Source organism: Kitasatospora sp. NPDC056076 (assembly GCF_042266305.1).
Classification (GTDB): Bacteria; Actinomycetota; Actinomycetes; order Streptomycetales; family Streptomycetaceae; genus Kitasatospora.
The window spans coordinates 1-16298 of record NZ_JBHJWG010000003.1 but is presented as its reverse complement, the minus strand read 5'-3'; the positions used below and the strand labels follow the sequence as shown (position 1 = coordinate 16298).

The 16298-nt window shown below is 72.8% G+C and carries 13 protein-coding genes and 2 rRNA genes; 6 read left to right on the top strand and 9 right to left on the bottom strand.

Features of this window, described 5'->3' with window-relative positions; translation table 11 throughout:
- Positions 1 to 8 precede the first annotated feature (8 nt).
- Both ACFC1T_RS03420 and hpf read right to left on the bottom strand, forming a co-directional pair.
- Complete coding sequence (locus ACFC1T_RS03420) at positions 9 to 767, bottom strand: response regulator (protein ID WP_375882957.1); 759 nt, start codon at positions 765 to 767, stop codon at positions 9 to 11.
- Positions 768 to 1007: 240 nt separating this feature from the next.
- Complete coding sequence (gene hpf / locus ACFC1T_RS03415) at positions 1008 to 1703, bottom strand: ribosome hibernation-promoting factor, HPF/YfiA family (protein ID WP_360244504.1); 696 nt, start codon at positions 1701 to 1703, stop codon at positions 1008 to 1010.
- A 379-nt stretch (positions 1704 to 2082) separates the two neighbouring features.
- Between hpf and ACFC1T_RS03410 the strand changes: the two genes are divergently transcribed.
- Positions 2083 to 2814: a ComF family protein gene (locus ACFC1T_RS03410; protein ID WP_375882954.1), complete on the top strand. Its 732-nt coding sequence runs from the start codon at positions 2083 to 2085 to the stop codon at positions 2812 to 2814.
- Positions 2815 to 2820: 6 nt separating this feature from the next.
- On the opposite strand, the gene ACFC1T_RS03405 is transcribed toward ACFC1T_RS03410, so the two are convergent.
- The 3 genes from ACFC1T_RS03405 to mtrA form a co-directional block, all read right to left on the bottom strand.
- Positions 2821 to 4698, bottom strand: coding sequence for an LpqB family beta-propeller domain-containing protein (locus ACFC1T_RS03405; RefSeq protein ID WP_375882952.1), 1878 nt, complete (start codon positions 4696 to 4698; stop codon positions 2821 to 2823).
- Between the two features lie 58 nt (positions 4699 to 4756).
- Positions 4757 to 6739 (bottom strand): MtrAB system histidine kinase MtrB, encoded by a 1983-nt coding sequence (mtrB, locus tag ACFC1T_RS03400; protein WP_375882951.1) that lies wholly within the window; start codon positions 6737 to 6739, stop codon positions 4757 to 4759.
- A 124-nt stretch (positions 6740 to 6863) separates the two neighbouring features.
- Entirely contained in the window at positions 6864 to 7541 is a 678-nt protein-coding gene (gene mtrA, locus ACFC1T_RS03395; RefSeq protein ID WP_030283937.1) for an MtrAB system response regulator MtrA, read from the bottom strand.
- A 287-nt stretch (positions 7542 to 7828) separates the two neighbouring features.
- Here mtrA and ACFC1T_RS03390 point away from each other — a divergent pair, with 287 nt between their 5' ends.
- The 5 genes from ACFC1T_RS03390 (at position 7829) to ACFC1T_RS03370 (ending at position 13296) form a co-directional block, all read left to right on the top strand.
- Positions 7829 to 8983, top strand: coding sequence for a hypothetical protein (locus ACFC1T_RS03390; RefSeq protein WP_375882947.1), 1155 nt, complete (start codon positions 7829 to 7831; stop codon positions 8981 to 8983).
- A 5-nt stretch (positions 8984 to 8988) separates the two neighbouring features.
- A complete protein-coding gene (locus ACFC1T_RS03385; RefSeq protein ID WP_375882946.1) occupies positions 8989 to 9696 on the top strand; it encodes a DUF4129 domain-containing protein in 708 nt (235 codons plus the stop codon).
- Complete coding sequence (locus tag ACFC1T_RS03380) at positions 9693 to 10916, top strand: DUF4350 domain-containing protein (RefSeq protein WP_375882943.1); 1224 nt, start codon at positions 9693 to 9695, stop codon at positions 10914 to 10916. The genes ACFC1T_RS03385 and ACFC1T_RS03380 overlap by 4 nt, the downstream gene beginning before the upstream one ends.
- Positions 10917 to 10942: 26 nt before the next feature.
- Positions 10943 to 11923, top strand: coding sequence for an AAA family ATPase (locus ACFC1T_RS03375; RefSeq protein ID WP_375883445.1), 981 nt, complete (start codon positions 10943 to 10945; stop codon positions 11921 to 11923).
- 62 nt (positions 11924 to 11985) lie between these two features.
- Complete coding sequence (locus ACFC1T_RS03370) at positions 11986 to 13296, top strand: DUF58 domain-containing protein (RefSeq protein ID WP_375882942.1); 1311 nt, start codon at positions 11986 to 11988, stop codon at positions 13294 to 13296.
- Positions 13297 to 13305: 9 nt separating this feature from the next.
- Here ACFC1T_RS03370 and ACFC1T_RS03365 read toward each other — a convergent pair whose 3' ends face one another.
- The 4 genes from ACFC1T_RS03365 to ACFC1T_RS03350 all read right to left on the bottom strand — a co-directional run.
- Positions 13306 to 14451, bottom strand: coding sequence for an RNA polymerase sigma factor (locus ACFC1T_RS03365; RefSeq protein ID WP_375883443.1), 1146 nt, complete (start codon positions 14449 to 14451; stop codon positions 13306 to 13308).
- A 20-nt stretch (positions 14452 to 14471) separates the two neighbouring features.
- Positions 14472 to 14879, bottom strand: coding sequence for a YciI family protein (locus tag ACFC1T_RS03360; RefSeq protein ID WP_375882940.1), 408 nt, complete (start codon positions 14877 to 14879; stop codon positions 14472 to 14474).
- A 184-nt stretch (positions 14880 to 15063) separates the two neighbouring features.
- Positions 15064 to 15180: ribosomal RNA gene (rrf, locus tag ACFC1T_RS03355) — 5S ribosomal RNA — on the bottom strand.
- A 90-nt stretch (positions 15181 to 15270) separates the two neighbouring features.
- Positions 15271 to 16298: ribosomal RNA gene (locus ACFC1T_RS03350) — 23S ribosomal RNA — on the bottom strand; the annotation flags it as partial.

Below are 16298 nucleotides of genomic sequence, written 5' to 3'. Positions count from 1 at the left end.
GGCGCCGGTCACCCTATTTCGAGGATCTTCTCCCGCATCGCGTACACCACGGCCTCCATCCTGGAATGCAGTTGGAGCTTTTCCAGGATGTTGCGGACGTGGTTCTTCACCGTGTTCTCGCTGATGAAGAGCTCCTTGGCGATCTCCCGGTTGTTCATCCCGGTCGCCACCAGCTTGAGCACCTCCAGCTCCCGGTCGGTGAGCCGGGGCGCCGGGACGAGGTCCCGGTCGTCGGAGCGCCGCTGGATCATCGACTTGAACTCGGTGAGCAGCTTGGAGGCCATCGACGGGCTGATCTGCGACTGCCCGTCGGCGACCGCCCGGATCGCGGTGGCGACCTCGTCGGTGGAGATCTCCTTGAGCAGGTAGCCGGTGGCCCCCGCCTTGATCGCCTCGTAGAGGTCGGCCTCCTCGTCGCTTATGGTCAGCATGATGATCTTGGTGCTGGGCGCCACGTCCTTGATCGCCGTGCAGGCCTCGATCCCGCTGCGGCGCGGCATCCGGACGTCCATCAGGATGATGTCGGGCAGCAGGTCGGCGGCCTTGAGCACGGCTTCGGCACCGTCCCCGGCCTCGCCGACGACCTTGATGTCCGGCTCCTCCGCCAGCACGATCTCCAGCCCGCGGCGGAACAACGCGTGGTCGTCCACCACCAGGACGCGGATCGGCTCACCCCGGCGCGGCGCGTACGCGGGTTCCTCCTCCGGCCCCGGCGGCAATCCGGTGACCGGTCCCCCAGCGGGCCCCAGCCCGAAGTGATCCCCCATCCGCTCCTCCCCCTTCGCGGGTCGACGTGCGCCCAATCATTCCACGCCCCGCCACCGCCGCGGTCACCCTCCGGCGCCGATTGCCCCGCATCGGGTGACCCCTGGACACAACGGACCCGAGCCCCGTTCGAGCCCGTCCCACCGGCCGGTGCCCGGAACGCGTGGATCGCCCCGGAACGCCGGTGACCCCGGCGGTCGCTGCCGCCGGGGTCACCCCTCCGTGTTCAGCTGCCGGGACGGTCAGTCCTCGTCGACGGACCGACCGATCGCACCGCCGGCGCCGCTGGCCACGCCGGCCGCCATGTCCGGCTGCACGTGGATGACGCCGTAGTGGTAGCCGTGCCGGCGGTAGACGACGCTCGGCAGGCCGCTGTCCTTCTCCACGAACAGGTAGAAGTCGTGGCCGACCAGCTCCATCTCGTAGAGCGCCTGGTCCAGCGCCATGGGGGCGGCCGAGTGGGTCTTCTCCCGGACCACCAGCGGGCCTTCGCCCTCCACTTCCAGGGATCCCATCATGGTCTTGCGGACGGCCCCGTTGGTCTCGCCCTCGTGCGCCGTGGTCTCGGGCAGCGCGGCCAGGGCCGCGGTCGCCTCGGCGACGCTGATGGGGGTGCGGCCGTTCGCGCCGCCCTTGTGCACCCGGCGCCGGTCCGCGGACTTGCGCAGCTGCGCGTCGAGCTTCGCCGAAGCCAGGTCGAGCGCCGCGTACGGGTCGCCGGCGGCGGCTTCGGCCCGGATCACCGGGCCCCGGGTACGGAGAGTGATCTCCACGCGGTCGGACCGGTCGGCCTGCCGCGGGTTGTGCTCCTTGGACACCTCGACGTCGAGGCTGATCACCTTGCCGTCGAACTTCTGGACCTTCTCCAGCTTCTCGGCCACGTGCTCGCGGAACCTCTTGGGCACCTCGGTCTTGCGGCCCTTGACGACGATGTCCACGCAGAACTCCGATCCCTCGTGCTGACGCCGATCCGGGTGCTACCGGACCGGACTGAGCTCCAGCTGGACCAGCCCATCCACTGCCGGCCCCCCGCTCCGCCGCCAGCGGCGGAAACGACTGGCCCTCATCTCACTTCCTCCCCATCAGGGACGGTTGAAACCCCCTGGAGCCTTATCGAACACCTCACGCGGGGTTTTCGCCTCCCCGGGCGGGAAGGGGGGTATGACCCGATACTTCGGGCGGTGCTGGGAGTGGGCGGTCAAACCGTTGCACCCTGTCTACCCTCCTGCGAGTGAAGTATGGGTAAATACCTGGACAACGCCCCCCATACGGCGGATCCTTTGCTGACTCTCCGTGCCGAAGCCGCCAGGAGCAGCCGTGCCGCCGACCCCCTCGCCCGCCCGTCCGCCGTCCGCACGGACACCGTTCGGCCACGCACTGGCCGGGCTGCTGGACGTCCTGCTCCCCGCCGACTGCGCGGGCTGCGGCGCCGAGCGCACCCAGCTCTGCCCGGCCTGCCGGCACGCGCTGACCGCCACCCGGCCCGGCCCCACCCTGCTGCCCTGGGCGCACGCGGCCGCGCCGTACGCGGACCCGGTCCGGCAACTGCTGCTCGCCCACAAGGAACGCGGCGCGCTGCGCCTGGCCGGACCGCTCGGCGAGGCGCTCGGACGGGCGGTGCGCTCCGCCCTGGGGGCGCGCGCCGGGGCCGCGCCGCTGCTGCTGGTCCCGATGCCCTCGGCCCGCGCCGCCGTGCGCGCCCGGGGGCACGACCCGACGCTGCGGCTGGCCGGGGCCGCCGCCCGCTCGCTGCGCCGGGCCGGGCTGGACGCCCGGGCCGCTCCGCTGCTGCGGCACGCCCGTCCGGTCGCCGACCAGGCCGGGCTGAACGCCGCCGAGCGGCGGCGCAACCTGCACGGCGCGCTCACCGTCCTGCCGCGCGCCCGTCGGGGCCTGGCCGACCGTCAGCCGGTGCTGGTGGACGACCTGGTGACCACCGGGGCGAGCCTGGCCGAGGCCGCCAGGGCCCTGGCCGACGCCGGACTGCCGGCCCGCGCCGCCGCCACCGTCGCGGCCACCGCGGTGCACCCGCCGGGTCAGTACACCTAGAGCCGGTCAGCCCGGGTAGAAGTACGAGCGGGCCTTGTCCACCAACTGGGCTTCCCGCCACTGGTTGTTGACCAGCCGGTAGACGGTGCCCGCGGCCACCGCGAGCACCGGCGAGGGCTGGGCCAGGATGTAGCCGCGGGACTCCGCCGTCGAGATCGACTGCGGGGAGGACGGCAGGCCGTTGCCGGTCTGCAGCTGACCGTCCGTGCTCTGCGAGCCGTCGGTGCTGATGTAGTACAGCTGCTGGGGGCGGTCCTGCTCCTTGCCGAGCACCAGCAACTGGTCGGTCTCCGACCAGGACACCGAGGCGACGTCGACGAGCGAGGGGGCCGCCGGGCGGACGCCGGTGATCCGCACGGTCGGCGCCTGCGGCGTGCCGCCGTGCTCCACCCGCCCGAACATCAGTGAACTCCCGTTCACCCCGGGGGACTTGACCACCAGGGCGATCCGGGCGCCGTCCGAGGAGAGCTTCAACGCCTGCACCGTCTGCCCGGTCAGCCCGTCCACCGGCGCGGTGTACGTCTTGCCGCCGCGCACCATGACCACCCGCGGGTTCTGCGGGTTGCGGTCCACCACCCAGAGGTCGCCGCGGCCGTCCCAGCTGGGCGAGGCGAGGCCGTCGTCCTTGGCGCCGGCCTTCGCCGGGGAGCTGAGCACCGGTTCGGGCATCGTCGCCGCGCCGGCCTGCAGCGGCACCGCGTAGAGCTGGTGGCCGTCGTCCGAGAGCGCGGCGGCCTGGGCGCCGTCCCGGCTGACCGCGACGGCGCCCAGGACGGGCGCTCCGCTCGCGTGCGGCTTGCCGAGCACCCCGGGCACCGGGTCGCCGGTGTGCCCGTCGTCGGCCGCCATCAGGGCGCCGTTGTCGGCGCGCTGGTAGTACTGCTGCACGGGCAGTCGCCCGGCCAGCGCGCCGGGGCCGACGGCCGGGTCGTCGGTGCGGCTGGCCGTGCAGGAGCCCCGCTGACCGCGCAGTTCCAGCCGTTCGACCTGGCCCTTGCCCTGGTCGGCGAAGGTGTAGAAGAGCTGGGCCGCCATCCGCCGGCAGGCCAGCGGGTCGGCCAGGTCGGCCCCGCCGACCTGCACGTGGGCGATCCGGCTGTCGTCGATGCTCACCTTGTCGACCGTGGTGCCGGTCGGGAAGGCCGTCCGGACCACCGGCGAGAGCCAGGTCGACGGCCCGGAGACCAGCGCCTTGGCGGCCGAGGTCAGCGGGTCGATCCGGCGGCGCAGGTAGATCGGGTCGGCTATCAGCACCTCCTGGCCGCCGTTGGCGGGGGCCGGCACGGACGGGTCGGGGGTGCTGTAGAAGAAGCGCTCGACCTGCCGGAAGCTGTTCCGGAAGTTGGTCTCGTTCATGATCACGCCGGGCGGCAGCGAATCGATCCGCCAGTCGCCGTCGTGCTCGCGCACGAAGGTGAAGTCGAAGACGTTGTTGTTCTGCCCCGCCACCAGCAGGTAGGAGTGCTTGTCGTCGACCTTGGCCACCAGCTGCCCGGAGACCGTCGACGAGTACTTGGTGTCGGCGTCGGCGACCTGGTCCAGCGGGATCTTCGTGGCGGAGAGCACCTGGATGCCCGCGTCCGGGTTCCAGCTCGCCGCGGCGCGCTCGGTGAGGTACTTGCGCGCGGTCTCGTAGCCCTCGTCGGCGGTCACCGCGTCCAGGAACCCGGTCAGCAGCTCGCGCGGCTTGGCGCCCTTGCCGGGCGCCACCGGGAAGACCCTGGCCTGCAGGTTCTTGTCGGCCGAGCCCTGGGACAGCTCCACCTTAGTGATGCCGCCGGAGTCCGGCATGGCCGCGCAGCCGCTCGCCACCAGGGTGACGAGCACCGCGCCGGCCACCGCCACGAGCAGCGGCGCGGGGCCGGTCCTCGCGCTCCCGCCCACGGACCGACGCCCGCCCACGGACCGACGCCCGCCCACGGACCGACGCCGGGGCAGGCCCCTAGTCGTGTTGCTCGTCCTTCGCACGCTGCGACCCCTCCAGGTCCGTCCCACCCGTCACGTCCGGCTCCGCCGTACGCTGCGCCACCGACGGCCGTCCGGGCGTCGGGTCCACCATGACCTGGGCGCCGATGACGCCGTAACCGGCCCCCGCCGTCCGCACGTCCGAGGGGTCCGCGCGCGGCCCCTCGGGCAGCCGGCTCCGGCCCAGTCCGGGGCCGATGTTCAGCACTCCGCCGAGGCCGCTGCCCAGCCCGTTGCCGGGCCCCTCCGGCGCCTCGGCCTGCTCCTCGGCGGCGGTCATCGCCGTGGCGCCCGCCGGGGCGATCGCCCGCCGGTACGGCGTGCCGTACGCGCCCAGGCCCCGGTTGTTGCGGGAGTCCTCCGGCTCCAGCCGGAACGGCGCCCGGTTGATCTCGCCGCCGCGGGTGCGCGGCAGGGTCAGCCGGAAGTGCGAGCCGCCGCCGGGCTCGCCCCAGGCCTGGAGCCAGCCGCCGTGCAGGTGGGCGTCCTCGACCGCGATGGACAGGCCCAGCCCGGTGCCGCCGGTGGTGCGCACCCGGGACGGGTCCGCCCGCCAGAAGCGGTGGAACACCCGGGAGGCCTCGCCCGGCTTGAGTCCGATGCCGTAGTCGCGCACGCCGACCGCGACGGCGCCGTCGGCCGAGCCGAGGCGCACGACCACGTCGCGGCCCTCGCCGTGCTCCAGCGCGTTGACCACCAGGTTGCGCAGGATGCGCTCGATCCGGCGGGAGTCCACCTCGGCGAGCACCGGCTCGCCGTCACCGCGGATCACCACGGCGCTGCCCTTGGCCTCGGCCAGCGGTTCGGCGGCCTCGACCACCCGGCCGACGATCTCCCGCAGGTCGACCGGCTCGGCGTCCAGGATCGCGGCGCCGGCATCGAAGCGGCTGATCTCCAGCAGGTCGGCGAGCAGCGACTCGAAGCGGTCGAGCTGGCCCTGGAGCAGCTCCGCCGAGCGGGCCGCCATCGGGTCCAGGTCCTCGCGGCTGTCGTAGATCAGGTCGGCGGCCATCCGGACCGTGGTCAGCGGGGTGCGCAGCTCGTGCGAGACGTCCGAGACGAAGCGCCGCTGCACCCGGGAGAGCTCCTCCAGCTGGCGGATCTGCGCCTGGAGGGCGTTGGCCATCCGGTTGAACGACTCCCCGAGGCGGGCGATGTCGTCCGTCCCGGTCACCTTCATCCGCTCTTCCAGGTGTCCGTCGGCGAGCCGCTCGGAGATGCCCGCGGCCATCCGGACCGGGGTGACCACCTGGCGCACCACGACCCAGGCGATGCCGCCCATCAGGATCACCACGAACACGCCGGCGGTCGCCAGGGTGCCGGTGATCAGGTTGAGGGTGTCGGTCTCCTGGCCGAAGGAGAACACGTAGAACAGCTGGTAGCTGGTGTCGGCCGGGCCGACGAACTGCATGCCGAGGGCCAGCCCGGGCTCGCTCTTGCCGCCGCCCTCGGGCGAGCGGTGGATCCGGGTCGGCTGGTCGAACATCTGGCCGGGCTCTTCGAAGAGCTTCGCACGCAGGCTGTCCGGGATGCTGCTGGGCTGGATGTCGCCCGAGTAGCGCGGCGCGAAGCCGGCGCTGTCCGGCACGACCGTCCCGGTGCCGGGGGCCATCGCGATCACCGAGTAGACCGTCTGCCCGCTCGCGGCGAGGTCGTTGACCTGGCGCAGCAGCCAGGTGCCGGTCTCCGCGGTGCTCGGGTCGACGGCGCCGCGCAGCGCCTGGTCCCGGGCCTCGTCGATCTTCTTCTGCTCGACCTGGAAGCCGATCCGGGCCTGCGCCCGGGCCGCGTCGATCTTGGTGTCGAGCAGGCCGGTGCGCACCTGCGCCACCACGACCACGCCCAGCACCAGGACCACCGCGATGGAGGCCAGCAGGGACACCGCGACCACGCGCAACTGGATCGACCGGCGGTACAGCGTGGTGACCCGGCGGGCCGGGCGCCTGAGCTGACGCTTCATCAGACCGAACACTCCGGACGGGCCGCGACGGCGGCGGGTGGTCGAACTCAGCACGTCCCCGCGCACGGCCCCCGCCCCGTCGGTCGCGGAACCCGACGGGGTGTCGTCAGCCCGGTCCGTCACGTCAGCTGGGTCCGGCCTTGTAGCCGACGCCGCGGACGGTCACCACGATCTCGGGGCGCTCCGGGTCCTTCTCGATCTTGGAACGGAGGCGCTGCACGTGGACGTTGACCAGGCGGGTGTCCGCCGCGTGGCGGTAGCCCCACACCTGCTCCAGCAGCACCTCGCGGGTGAACACCTGCCAGGGCTTGCGGGCCAGCGCGACCAGCAGGTCGAACTCCAGCGGGGTCAGCGGGATGCTGCGCCCGTCCCGCTTCACCGAGTGGCCGGCCACGTCGATCACCAGGTCGCCGATGGTCAGCTGCTCGGGCGTCGGCTCCTCGGCACGGCGCAGCCGCGCGCGCACCCGGGCCACCAGCTCCTTGGGCTTGAACGGCTTGGTGACGTAGTCGTCGGCGCCGGACTCCAGGCCCACCACGACGTCGACCGTGTCGGTCTTCGCGGTCAGCATGACGATCGGGACGCCGGACTCGGCCCGGATCTGCCGGCACACGTCGATGCCGTCCCGGCCGGGCAGCATCAGGTCGAGCAGGACCAGATCGGGCTTGCTCTCCCGGAACGCGGCTAGCGCCTTGTCCCCATCCGCGACGAAAAACGGCTCAAAACCCTCACCACGCAACACGATGCCGAGCATCTCGGCCAGTGCGGAGTCGTCATCAACGACGAGGACGCGTCCCTTCATGGGTCCATCTTCTCATTACCGGATTGTGACCTGCCGCACAGCAGTGCCATTGCTCCACAACGGCCAACTCCACCGCCGTCGAATTCCGGCCATACCGGGCGAATAGCCCTCCTCGGAGCGCCTCCGAACTGTCCGGAACCCGCCGTCCGACCCCCCGGCGGCCCCCGTTGTCGATCAGCAACCGGATACCCCTGGGGCGTCTCCGGGCCCCATGGCACGATGGGCGCTGCGCGCGGGCGAAAGATCCGCCCGGAGCCGCGCCCAGGACGCCCCTCCGAGGAGCAGTGATGACCGACACTCCGGGCTGGGCCTCGCCCAGCTCGTCCGAGCCACCCCGCGACGGCACCCGGCCCCCGGCCGACGCGCCCGCCGCCGTGCCCGGGCCGTCGGCACCCCCTCAGGCCGCACCCGCCTGGGGCGCCCAGTACGGACAGCCGAACCGCGGCGCCCAGCCCCCCGGCCAGGGCCCGTACGGCTGGGAGAGCGCGCGCAGCCCCCGGCCCGGCGTCATCCCGCTGCGCCCGCTCAGCATCGGCGAACTGCTCGACGGCGCCGTCACCACCGTCCGCCGGAACTGGCGCACCGCGCTCACCCTCTCGCTCGGCATCGCCGTCGTCGACCAGGCCGGCGCCTTCGTCGCCAAGCTGCTGGTCAAGGGCCGTACCGGCGCCTCCACCCAGCTGCTCACCCTGCTCGCCACCATGCCGCTGTCGCTGCTGCTCGACGCGCTGGCCGTCGCCCTGCTCACCATCGTGGTCAGCCGCGCCGTCCTCGGCCGACCGGTGACCGCCGGCGACGCCTGGCGCGACGCCCGCCCCCGGCTGCTGCAACTGCTCGGGCTCACCGTGCTCACCACCCTGATGAGCGTCGGCGTGGTGCTGCTCGGCTTCACCCCGCTGATCGGCTACACGGCGGGCGGCTCGGACACGCCCGGCACCGCGGCCCTGCTGTTCCTGGTCGGCCTGCTGACCGTCCCGGTCGGCCTCTGGCTGCTGATCCGCTACAGCCTGGCCGCCCCCGCGCTGATGCTGGAGAAGCAGGGCGTGGTGACCGCGCTCTCGCGCTCCCGCCGGCTGGCCCGCGGCTCCTGGTGGCGGATCCTCGGCATCGTCCTGCTGAGCCGGGTGCTGGCCGGGATCGTCGGAGTGACCCTCGCCATCCCGTTCCGCTTCCTCGGCCTGGTCCTCGGCCTCGGCTCCATGGACCGGCTCGGCGACACCGCCCACGAGTCCGTCGGCATGATGGTGCTGACCGCGCTCGCCGGGATCATCGCCTCCGCCCTGACCACCCCGTTCCTGGCCGCCGTCGGCGTGCTGGTCTACATCGACCAGCGGATCCGCCGCGAGGCCCTGGACATCGAGCTCGCCCGCGCCGCCGGACTGCCCGAACAGGGCGGCACCGGCTGGAGCGGCCACGCCGACCAGACCACCGCGAGGCACTGAACCGGATGCCTATCTGGGGGGACAGGCTCCTCGCCGCCGGCGGCGCCCCGGTCACCGTTCCACGGGACCCGGCCCGCGACGCCGCCCGCGACGAGCTGCTCAAGGCCGAGTACCACAAGAACGACCCGAGCGTCCTGGAACGGGTCATCGACTGGATCTGGGACCACATCGACCGCGCCATGGGCAGCATCTCCGGCGGGGGCACCGACGGCACCACCGGACTGGTGCTCTTCCTGGTCGTCGCCGCGGTGATCGCCGCCGCCCTCTGGTGGCGCCTCGGCGCGCCCAAGCGCGCCGCCCGCACCGACTACGGCGTGTACGGCGTCGCCGGCCCGCGCACCGCCGCGCAGTACCGCGCCGACGCCGCCGGGCACGCCGCCGCCGGCCGCTGGACCGAAGCCGTCCGCGAGCAGATGCGCGCGCTGGTCCGGGCCCTGGAGGAGCGCACCCTGCTCGACACCCGCCCCGGCCGCACCGCCGACGAGGCCGCCGCCGAAGCCGGCCGGGCCCTGCCCGACCAGGCCGCCGCACTGACCGCCGCCGCCCGCACCTTCGACGACATCGCCTACGGCGAGCGCACCGCCGACCAGGCCGCCTACCAGCTGCTGCTGGACCTCGACCGGGCCCTGGAGCGCAGCCGCCCGGTGCTCGCCCACGCCGCGGCCACCGCCCCGGCGCCGGCCCCGACCCCGACCCCGGGAGGAGCGGCATGACCAGCACCGCCCCGGCTCCCCCCACCCCCGAACGACCCGCCGCCGACGCCGCACCGACCAGCCTCGCCCCCACCGGGCGCGGCCTGGCCCGCCGCGCCCGCTGGTACCTGGTCGCCCTCGCCGTCCTGCTGGTCGCCGCCGTCGGCCTCGCCGTCCTCAACACCGGCCACCGCTACCCGCCGCTCGACCCCCGCTCCTACGACGCCGACGGCACCCACGCCGTGGTCGCCCTGCTCCAGGGCCAGGGCGTCCGGACCGAACTGCGCACCGACCCCACGGCCCCCGCCGACGGCGCCGACACCCTGGTGCTGCCCGAACCCGACCTGCTGAGCCCGGCCGAGCTGCGCGCCGTCGCCGCCGCCCGGCACCGGCGGCTGGTCCTGATCAACCCCGGCCCGGCCGCCCTCAGCACGCTCGCCCCCGGCATCCGCACCTCCGACGAGGTCGGCGGCGTCCCGTTCACGTCCGTCCGCAGCACCCACCCGGGCTGCGCCCTCCCCGAAGCCGTACGGGCCGGCGCCGCCGCGATGGGCGGCACGCTCTACACCAGCGGCAGCCGAGGCGACGGCTGCTACCCGTACCACCACGGCTACCCGCTGGTCAGCACCCCCGACGACGGCGGCGGCAACGTCATCGTCCTCGGCAGCGGCGAGTTCCTGCAGAACCGCAGGCTCGCCGACGACGGCAACGCCTCGCTCGCCCTCGGCCTGCTCGGCTCACAGCCCCGCCTCACCTGGCACCTGCCCGACTACTCCGCGCCGGTCGCCGAGGGCACCCCGCGCAAGAGCTTCGGCGACTACATCCCGAAGGGCTGGCACTGGGCCTCCTACCAACTGGCCGTCGCCGCCGTGCTCGCCGCGCTCTGGCGGGCCCGCCGACTCGGCCCGGTGGTCAGCGAGAACCTGCCCGTGGTGGTCCGCGCCGCCGAGACCACCGAGGGCCGCGCCCGCCTCTACCGGCGGGCCAAGGCCCACGGCCGCGCCGCCGAGGCGCTGCGCCGCGCCACCGCCCACCGCCTCGCCCCCGCCCTGGGCCTCCCGCTCCAGGCCGGCGGACCGGAGCCGGAGGCGCTCTGCGCGGCCGTCGCCGACCGCCTCCCCACGCGACCCGCCGGGGACGTCCGGGCCCTGCTGTACGGCCCGCCCCCGACCGACGACGCCGCACTGCTGCGGCTCGCCGACGACCTCGACGCCCTCGAAAGGCAGGTACGGAACCCGTGACCGAACAGGCAACCGCCCAGCTCCGCATCACCCCCGGCACGGCGCCCGCCACCCCCGTCACCGACCCGCGCGCGGCCCTGACCGCCCTGCGCGCCGAGATCGGCAAGGCCGTCGTCGGCCAGGACGCCGCCGTCACCGGCCTGGTGGTGGCCCTCCTCTGCGGCGGCCACGTGCTGCTGGAGGGCGTCCCCGGCGTCGCCAAGACCCTGCTGGTGCGCACCCTGTCCACGGCGCTCAGCCTGGGGACCAAGCGCATCCAGTTCACCCCCGACCTGATGCCCGGCGACGTCACCGGCTCGCTCGTCTACGACGCCCGCACCGCCGAGTTCTCCTTCCAGCCCGGCCCGGTCTTCACCAACCTGCTGCTCGCCGACGAGATCAACCGCACCCCGCCCAAGACCCAGGCCGCCCTGCTGGAGGCCATGGAGGAGCGGCAGGTCACCGTCGACGGCGAACCGCGCGCGCTGCCCGTCCCGTTCCTGGTCGCCGCGACCCAGAACCCGGTCGAGTACGAGGGCACCTACCCGCTGCCCGAGGCCCAGCTGGACCGCTTCCTGCTCAAGCTGATCCTCCCGCTGCCCGACCGCGACCAGGAGTTCCAGGTCCTGTCCCGGCACGCCTCCGGCTTCGACCCCAAGGACCTCGCCGCCGCCGGCGTCCGCCCGGTCGCCGGGCCCGAGCACCTGGCCGCCGCCCGCGAGCAGATCGCGAAGCTCACCGTCTCGCCCGAGATCCTGGCGTACATCGTCGACCTCTGCCGGGCCACCCGCCAGTCCCCGTCGCTGTCGATCGGCGTCTCCCCGCGCGGTGCCACCGCGCTGCTCGCCGCCTCGCGCGCCTGGGCCTGGCTGGCCAGGCGGGACTACGTCACCCCGGACGACGTCAAGGCGCTCGCCCTGCCCACCCTGCGGCACCGCGTCGCGCTGCGCGCCGAGGCCGAGATGGAGGGCGTCACCGCCGACTCCGTCATCCAGGCCGTCCTCGCCCAGACGCCCGCCCCCCGCTGATCCACCACCGGTAGGCGTACCGGGTCCTCGAACACACCGGGCTTCCGAAGGAGCGCACCCGCATGGCCCTCACCGGGCGAACCGCCCTGATCGCCGCGCTCGGCGCGCTCTTCGTGGGCCTCCTGCTGCCCTCCTGGACCGGGATCGGAGCCGTCACCGGCGCCGTCCTGCTCGCCGTCCTGGTCGACCTGGTGCTCGCCGCCCCCGTCCGCAGCCTGCGGATCGCCCGGGGCGGCGACACCACCGTCCGGCTCGGCGACACCGCCTCGGTCGAACTGACCGTCAACAACACCTCCGGACGGCCGCTGCGGGCCCTGGTCCGCGACGCCTGGGCCCCCTCCGCCTGGCGCCCCGGCACCTCCGAGACCGCCTCCCGGCACCCCCTCGCCGTCCCCGGCGGCGAACGGCGCCGCGCCGTCACCGTGCTCACCCCTGGCCGCCGCGGCGACCACCACGCCCACCGCGTGACGGTCCGCTCGCTCGGCCCGCTCGGCCTGGCCGGCCGCCAGGGCTCCCACCACGTCCCCTGGACGGTCCGCGCCCTCCCCCCGTTCAACAGCCGCAAGCACCTGCCCTCCCGGCTCGCCCGGCTACGCGAACTCGACGGCCGGACCTCGGTGCTGACCCGGGGCCAGGGCACCGAGTTCGACTCGCTGCGGGAGTACCTGCCCGGCGACGACGTCCGCTCCATCGACTGGCGCGCCAGCGCCCGCCGCAACACCGTCGCCGTCCGCACCTGGCGCCCCGAACGCGACCGGCACATCCTGATCGTCCTCGACACCGGCCGCACCTCGGCCGGCCGCGTCGGCGACGCCCCCCGCCTGGACGCCGCCCTCGACGCCGCCCTGCTGCTCACCGCCCTCGCCACCCGCGCCGGCGACCGGGTCGACCTGCTCGCCCACGACGCCCGCAAGCGCGCCTCGGTCATCGGCAGCTCCCCCAGCGAGATCCTGCCGTCCTTCACCAACGCGATGGCCCTGCTGGAACCCGCGCTGCACGAGACCGACATGCGCGCGCTGGTCTCCACCGCGCTCACGATGGCGCCGCACCGCTCGCTCGTCGTACTGCTCACCGGCCTGGACGCGGCCTCCGTCGAGGACGGCCTGCGCCCACTGCTGCCGCTGCTCACCAAGCGCCACGAGGTCGTCCTCGCCTCCGTCGCCGACCCGCACCTGGACGTGCTGGCCGCCGGCCGCGGCACCGTGGAGGCCGTCTACGGTGCCGCCGCCGCCGAACAGACCCGCGCCGACCGCCGGAACACCGCCGACCGCCTCACCCGCAGCGGGGTCACCGTCCTCGACGCCCCACCGGCCCAGATCGCCCCGGCGCTGGCGGACACCTACCTGGCGCTCAAGGCGGCCGGCCGGCTCTGAGGCACCGGATCAGGTGCGGCGGCCGGCGTTGAGCCGGGCCGCCTGGCGCGTGAGGTGGTCGCGCTCCGCGAGGTTGGACGCCCTGCGGGCCGCCTCGGCGTACAGCCGGGCCGCCACCACCGGCTCCCCGGCACGCTCGTGGAGGTACGCCGCGGCGGCCGCGTACCGGGGCAGCGCCTCGTCCAGTTCACCGAGCGCCGCCAGGCCGGCCCGCGGCCCGTCGGCCTCACCGACCGCCACCGCACGGTTCAGCCGCACCACCGGACTGTCCGTCAGCCGCACCAACTCGTCGTACCACTCGACGATCTGCACCCAGTCGGTCTCCCCGGCGGTGGGCGCGTCGGCGTGCAGCGCCGCGATGGCCGCCTGGGCCTGGAACTCCCCCAGCCGGTCCCGGGCCAGGGCCGTCTGCAGGATGCCGACGCCCTCCGCGATCGCGCCGGTGTCCCAGAGCCGCCGGTCCTGCTCCGCGAGCGGCACCAGACTTCCGTCGGGTCCGGTCCGGCCGGCCCGCCGGGCGTGGTGCAGCAGCATCAGCGCCAGCAGCCCCGCCACCTCGGGGTGGTCGATCGCCGCCGCCAGCTGCCGGGTCAGCCGGATCGCCTCGGCGGCGAGGTCGACGTCCCCGGAGTAGCCCTCGTTGAACACCAGGTAGAGCACCCGCAGCACGGTCGCGACGTCGCCCGGCCGATCGAGGCGGACCGCCGAGACGGTGCGCTTGGCCCGGCTGATCCGCTGCGCCATGGTCGCCTCGGGCACCAGATAGGCCTGGGCGATCTGCCGGGTGGTCAGCCCACCGAGCGCGCGCAGGGTGAGCGCGACCGCGGAGGACGGCGTCAACGACGGGTGGGCGCACAGGAAGTAGAGCTGCAGGGTGTCGTCCACCGAGGCCGCCGGACCGGGCTCCGGCTCCTGGTCGACCAGGTCCTCCCGGCGGCGACGGGCGGTGTCCGCCCTGGTCGCGTCGAGGAACTTCCGCCAGGCGACGGTGACCAGCCAGCCCTTCGGATCCCGCGGCGGATCACCCGCCCAGACGCGGACCGCCTCGACCAGCGCCTCCTGCACGGCGTCCTCGGCCGCCGCGAAGTCGGCTCCGCGGCGGACGAGGACACCCAGCACACCCGGGGTGAGGCCCCGGATCAGGGCCTCGTTCATCGGGAAGGTCACGGGAGAGGTCACTCCGTGACGGTCGGCGGCATCGCCAGGAACGGACGCAGCTCCAGCCACTCGTGGATCGGCTTCCCACCGGCCCCCGGGGCCGCCGACAGCTCACCGGCCAGCTCCAGGGCGCGCTCGTGGCTGTCCACGTCGATCACCATCCAGCCGGCGATGAGGTCCTTGGTCTCCGCGAACGGACCGTCCGTCACCGGCGGCCGCCCCTCGCCGTCGTACCGCACCCACGACCCCTCGGGCGCGAGCGCCTGGGCGTCGACGAACTCGCCGGTCTGCTCCAGCCGGGCCGCGAAGTCCTGCATGTACGTGATGTGCGCCGTGACCTCCTCCGGCGTCCACTGGTCCATCGGCGCGCAGTTGACCGGAGTCGGGGCGCCTCGGTAGTGCTTGAGCAGCAGGTACTTGGCCATCGTGCTTCTCCTTCGGAGCTCGTGCGACCCATTGTGGCCGCGCTCACCCCTGGGACGGAGCCGGCCACGGGTTCTCGACACGACCGGCCAAGATTTTTTCGCCCGTGGTCCTGTCGTCCGCCGGTTGTCCCGGAAATGCGAAAAGGCCCACCCGGTCACCCGGGTGGGCCTTCTCTGAATGATTGTTCGGCGGCGTCCTACTCTCCCACAGGGTCCCCCCTGCAGTACCATCGGCGCTGTGAGGCTTAGCTTCCGGGTTCGGAATGTAACCGGGCGTTTCCCTCACGCTATGACCACCGAAACACTATGAAACTGTCAACCGCACCAACCCGTGAACTTCTCCCCGGGTCGGGGTCGTTGTTTCAGAACAACACAGTGGACGCGAGCAACTGAGGACAAGCCCTCGGCCTATTAGTACCGGTCAACTCCACCCCTTACAGGGCTTCCATATCCGGCCTATCAACCCAGTCGTCTACTGGGAGCCTTACCCTCTCAAGGAGGTGGGAGTGCTCATCTCGAAGCAGGCTTCCCGCTTAGATGCTTTCAGCGGTTATCCCTCCCGAACGTAGCCAACCAGCCATGCCCTTGGCAGGACAACTGGCACACCAGAGGTTCGTCCGTCCCGGTCCTCTCGTACTAGGGACAGCCCTTCTCAACACTCCTACGCGCACAGCGGATAGGGACCGAACTGTCTCACGACGTTCTAAACCCAGCTCGCGTACCGCTTTAATGGGCGAACAGCCCAACCCTTGGGACCTACTCCAGCCCCAGGATGCGACGAGCCGACATCGAGGTGCCAAACCATCCCGTCGATATGGACTCTTGGGGAAGATCAGCCTGTTATCCCCGGGGTACCTTTTATCCGTTGAGCGACGGCGCTTCCACAAGCCACCGCCGGATCACTAGTCCCTACTTTCGTACCTGCTCGACCCGTCAGTCTCACAGTCAAGCTCCCTTGTGCACTTACACTCAACACCTGATTGCCAACCAGGCTGAGGGAACCTTTGGGCGCCTCCGTTACTCTTTAGGAGGCAACCGCCCCAGTTAAACTACCCACCAGACACTGTCCCTGATCCGGATCACGGACCCAGGTTAGACATCCAGCACGACCAGAGTGGTATTTCAACGTCGACTCCACAACAACTGGCGTTGCTGCTTCAAAGTCTCCCACCTATCCTACACAAGCCGAACCGAACACCAATATCAAGCTATAGTAAAGGTCCCGGGGTCTTTCCGTCCTGCTGCGCGAAACGAGCATCTTTACTCGTAATGCAATTTCACCGGGCCTATGGTTGAGACAGTCGAGAAGTCGTTACGCCATTCGTGCAGGTCGGAACTTACCCGACAAGGAATTTCGCTACCTTAGGATGGTTATAGTTACCACCGCCGTTTACTGGCGCTTAAGTTCTCAGCTTCGCC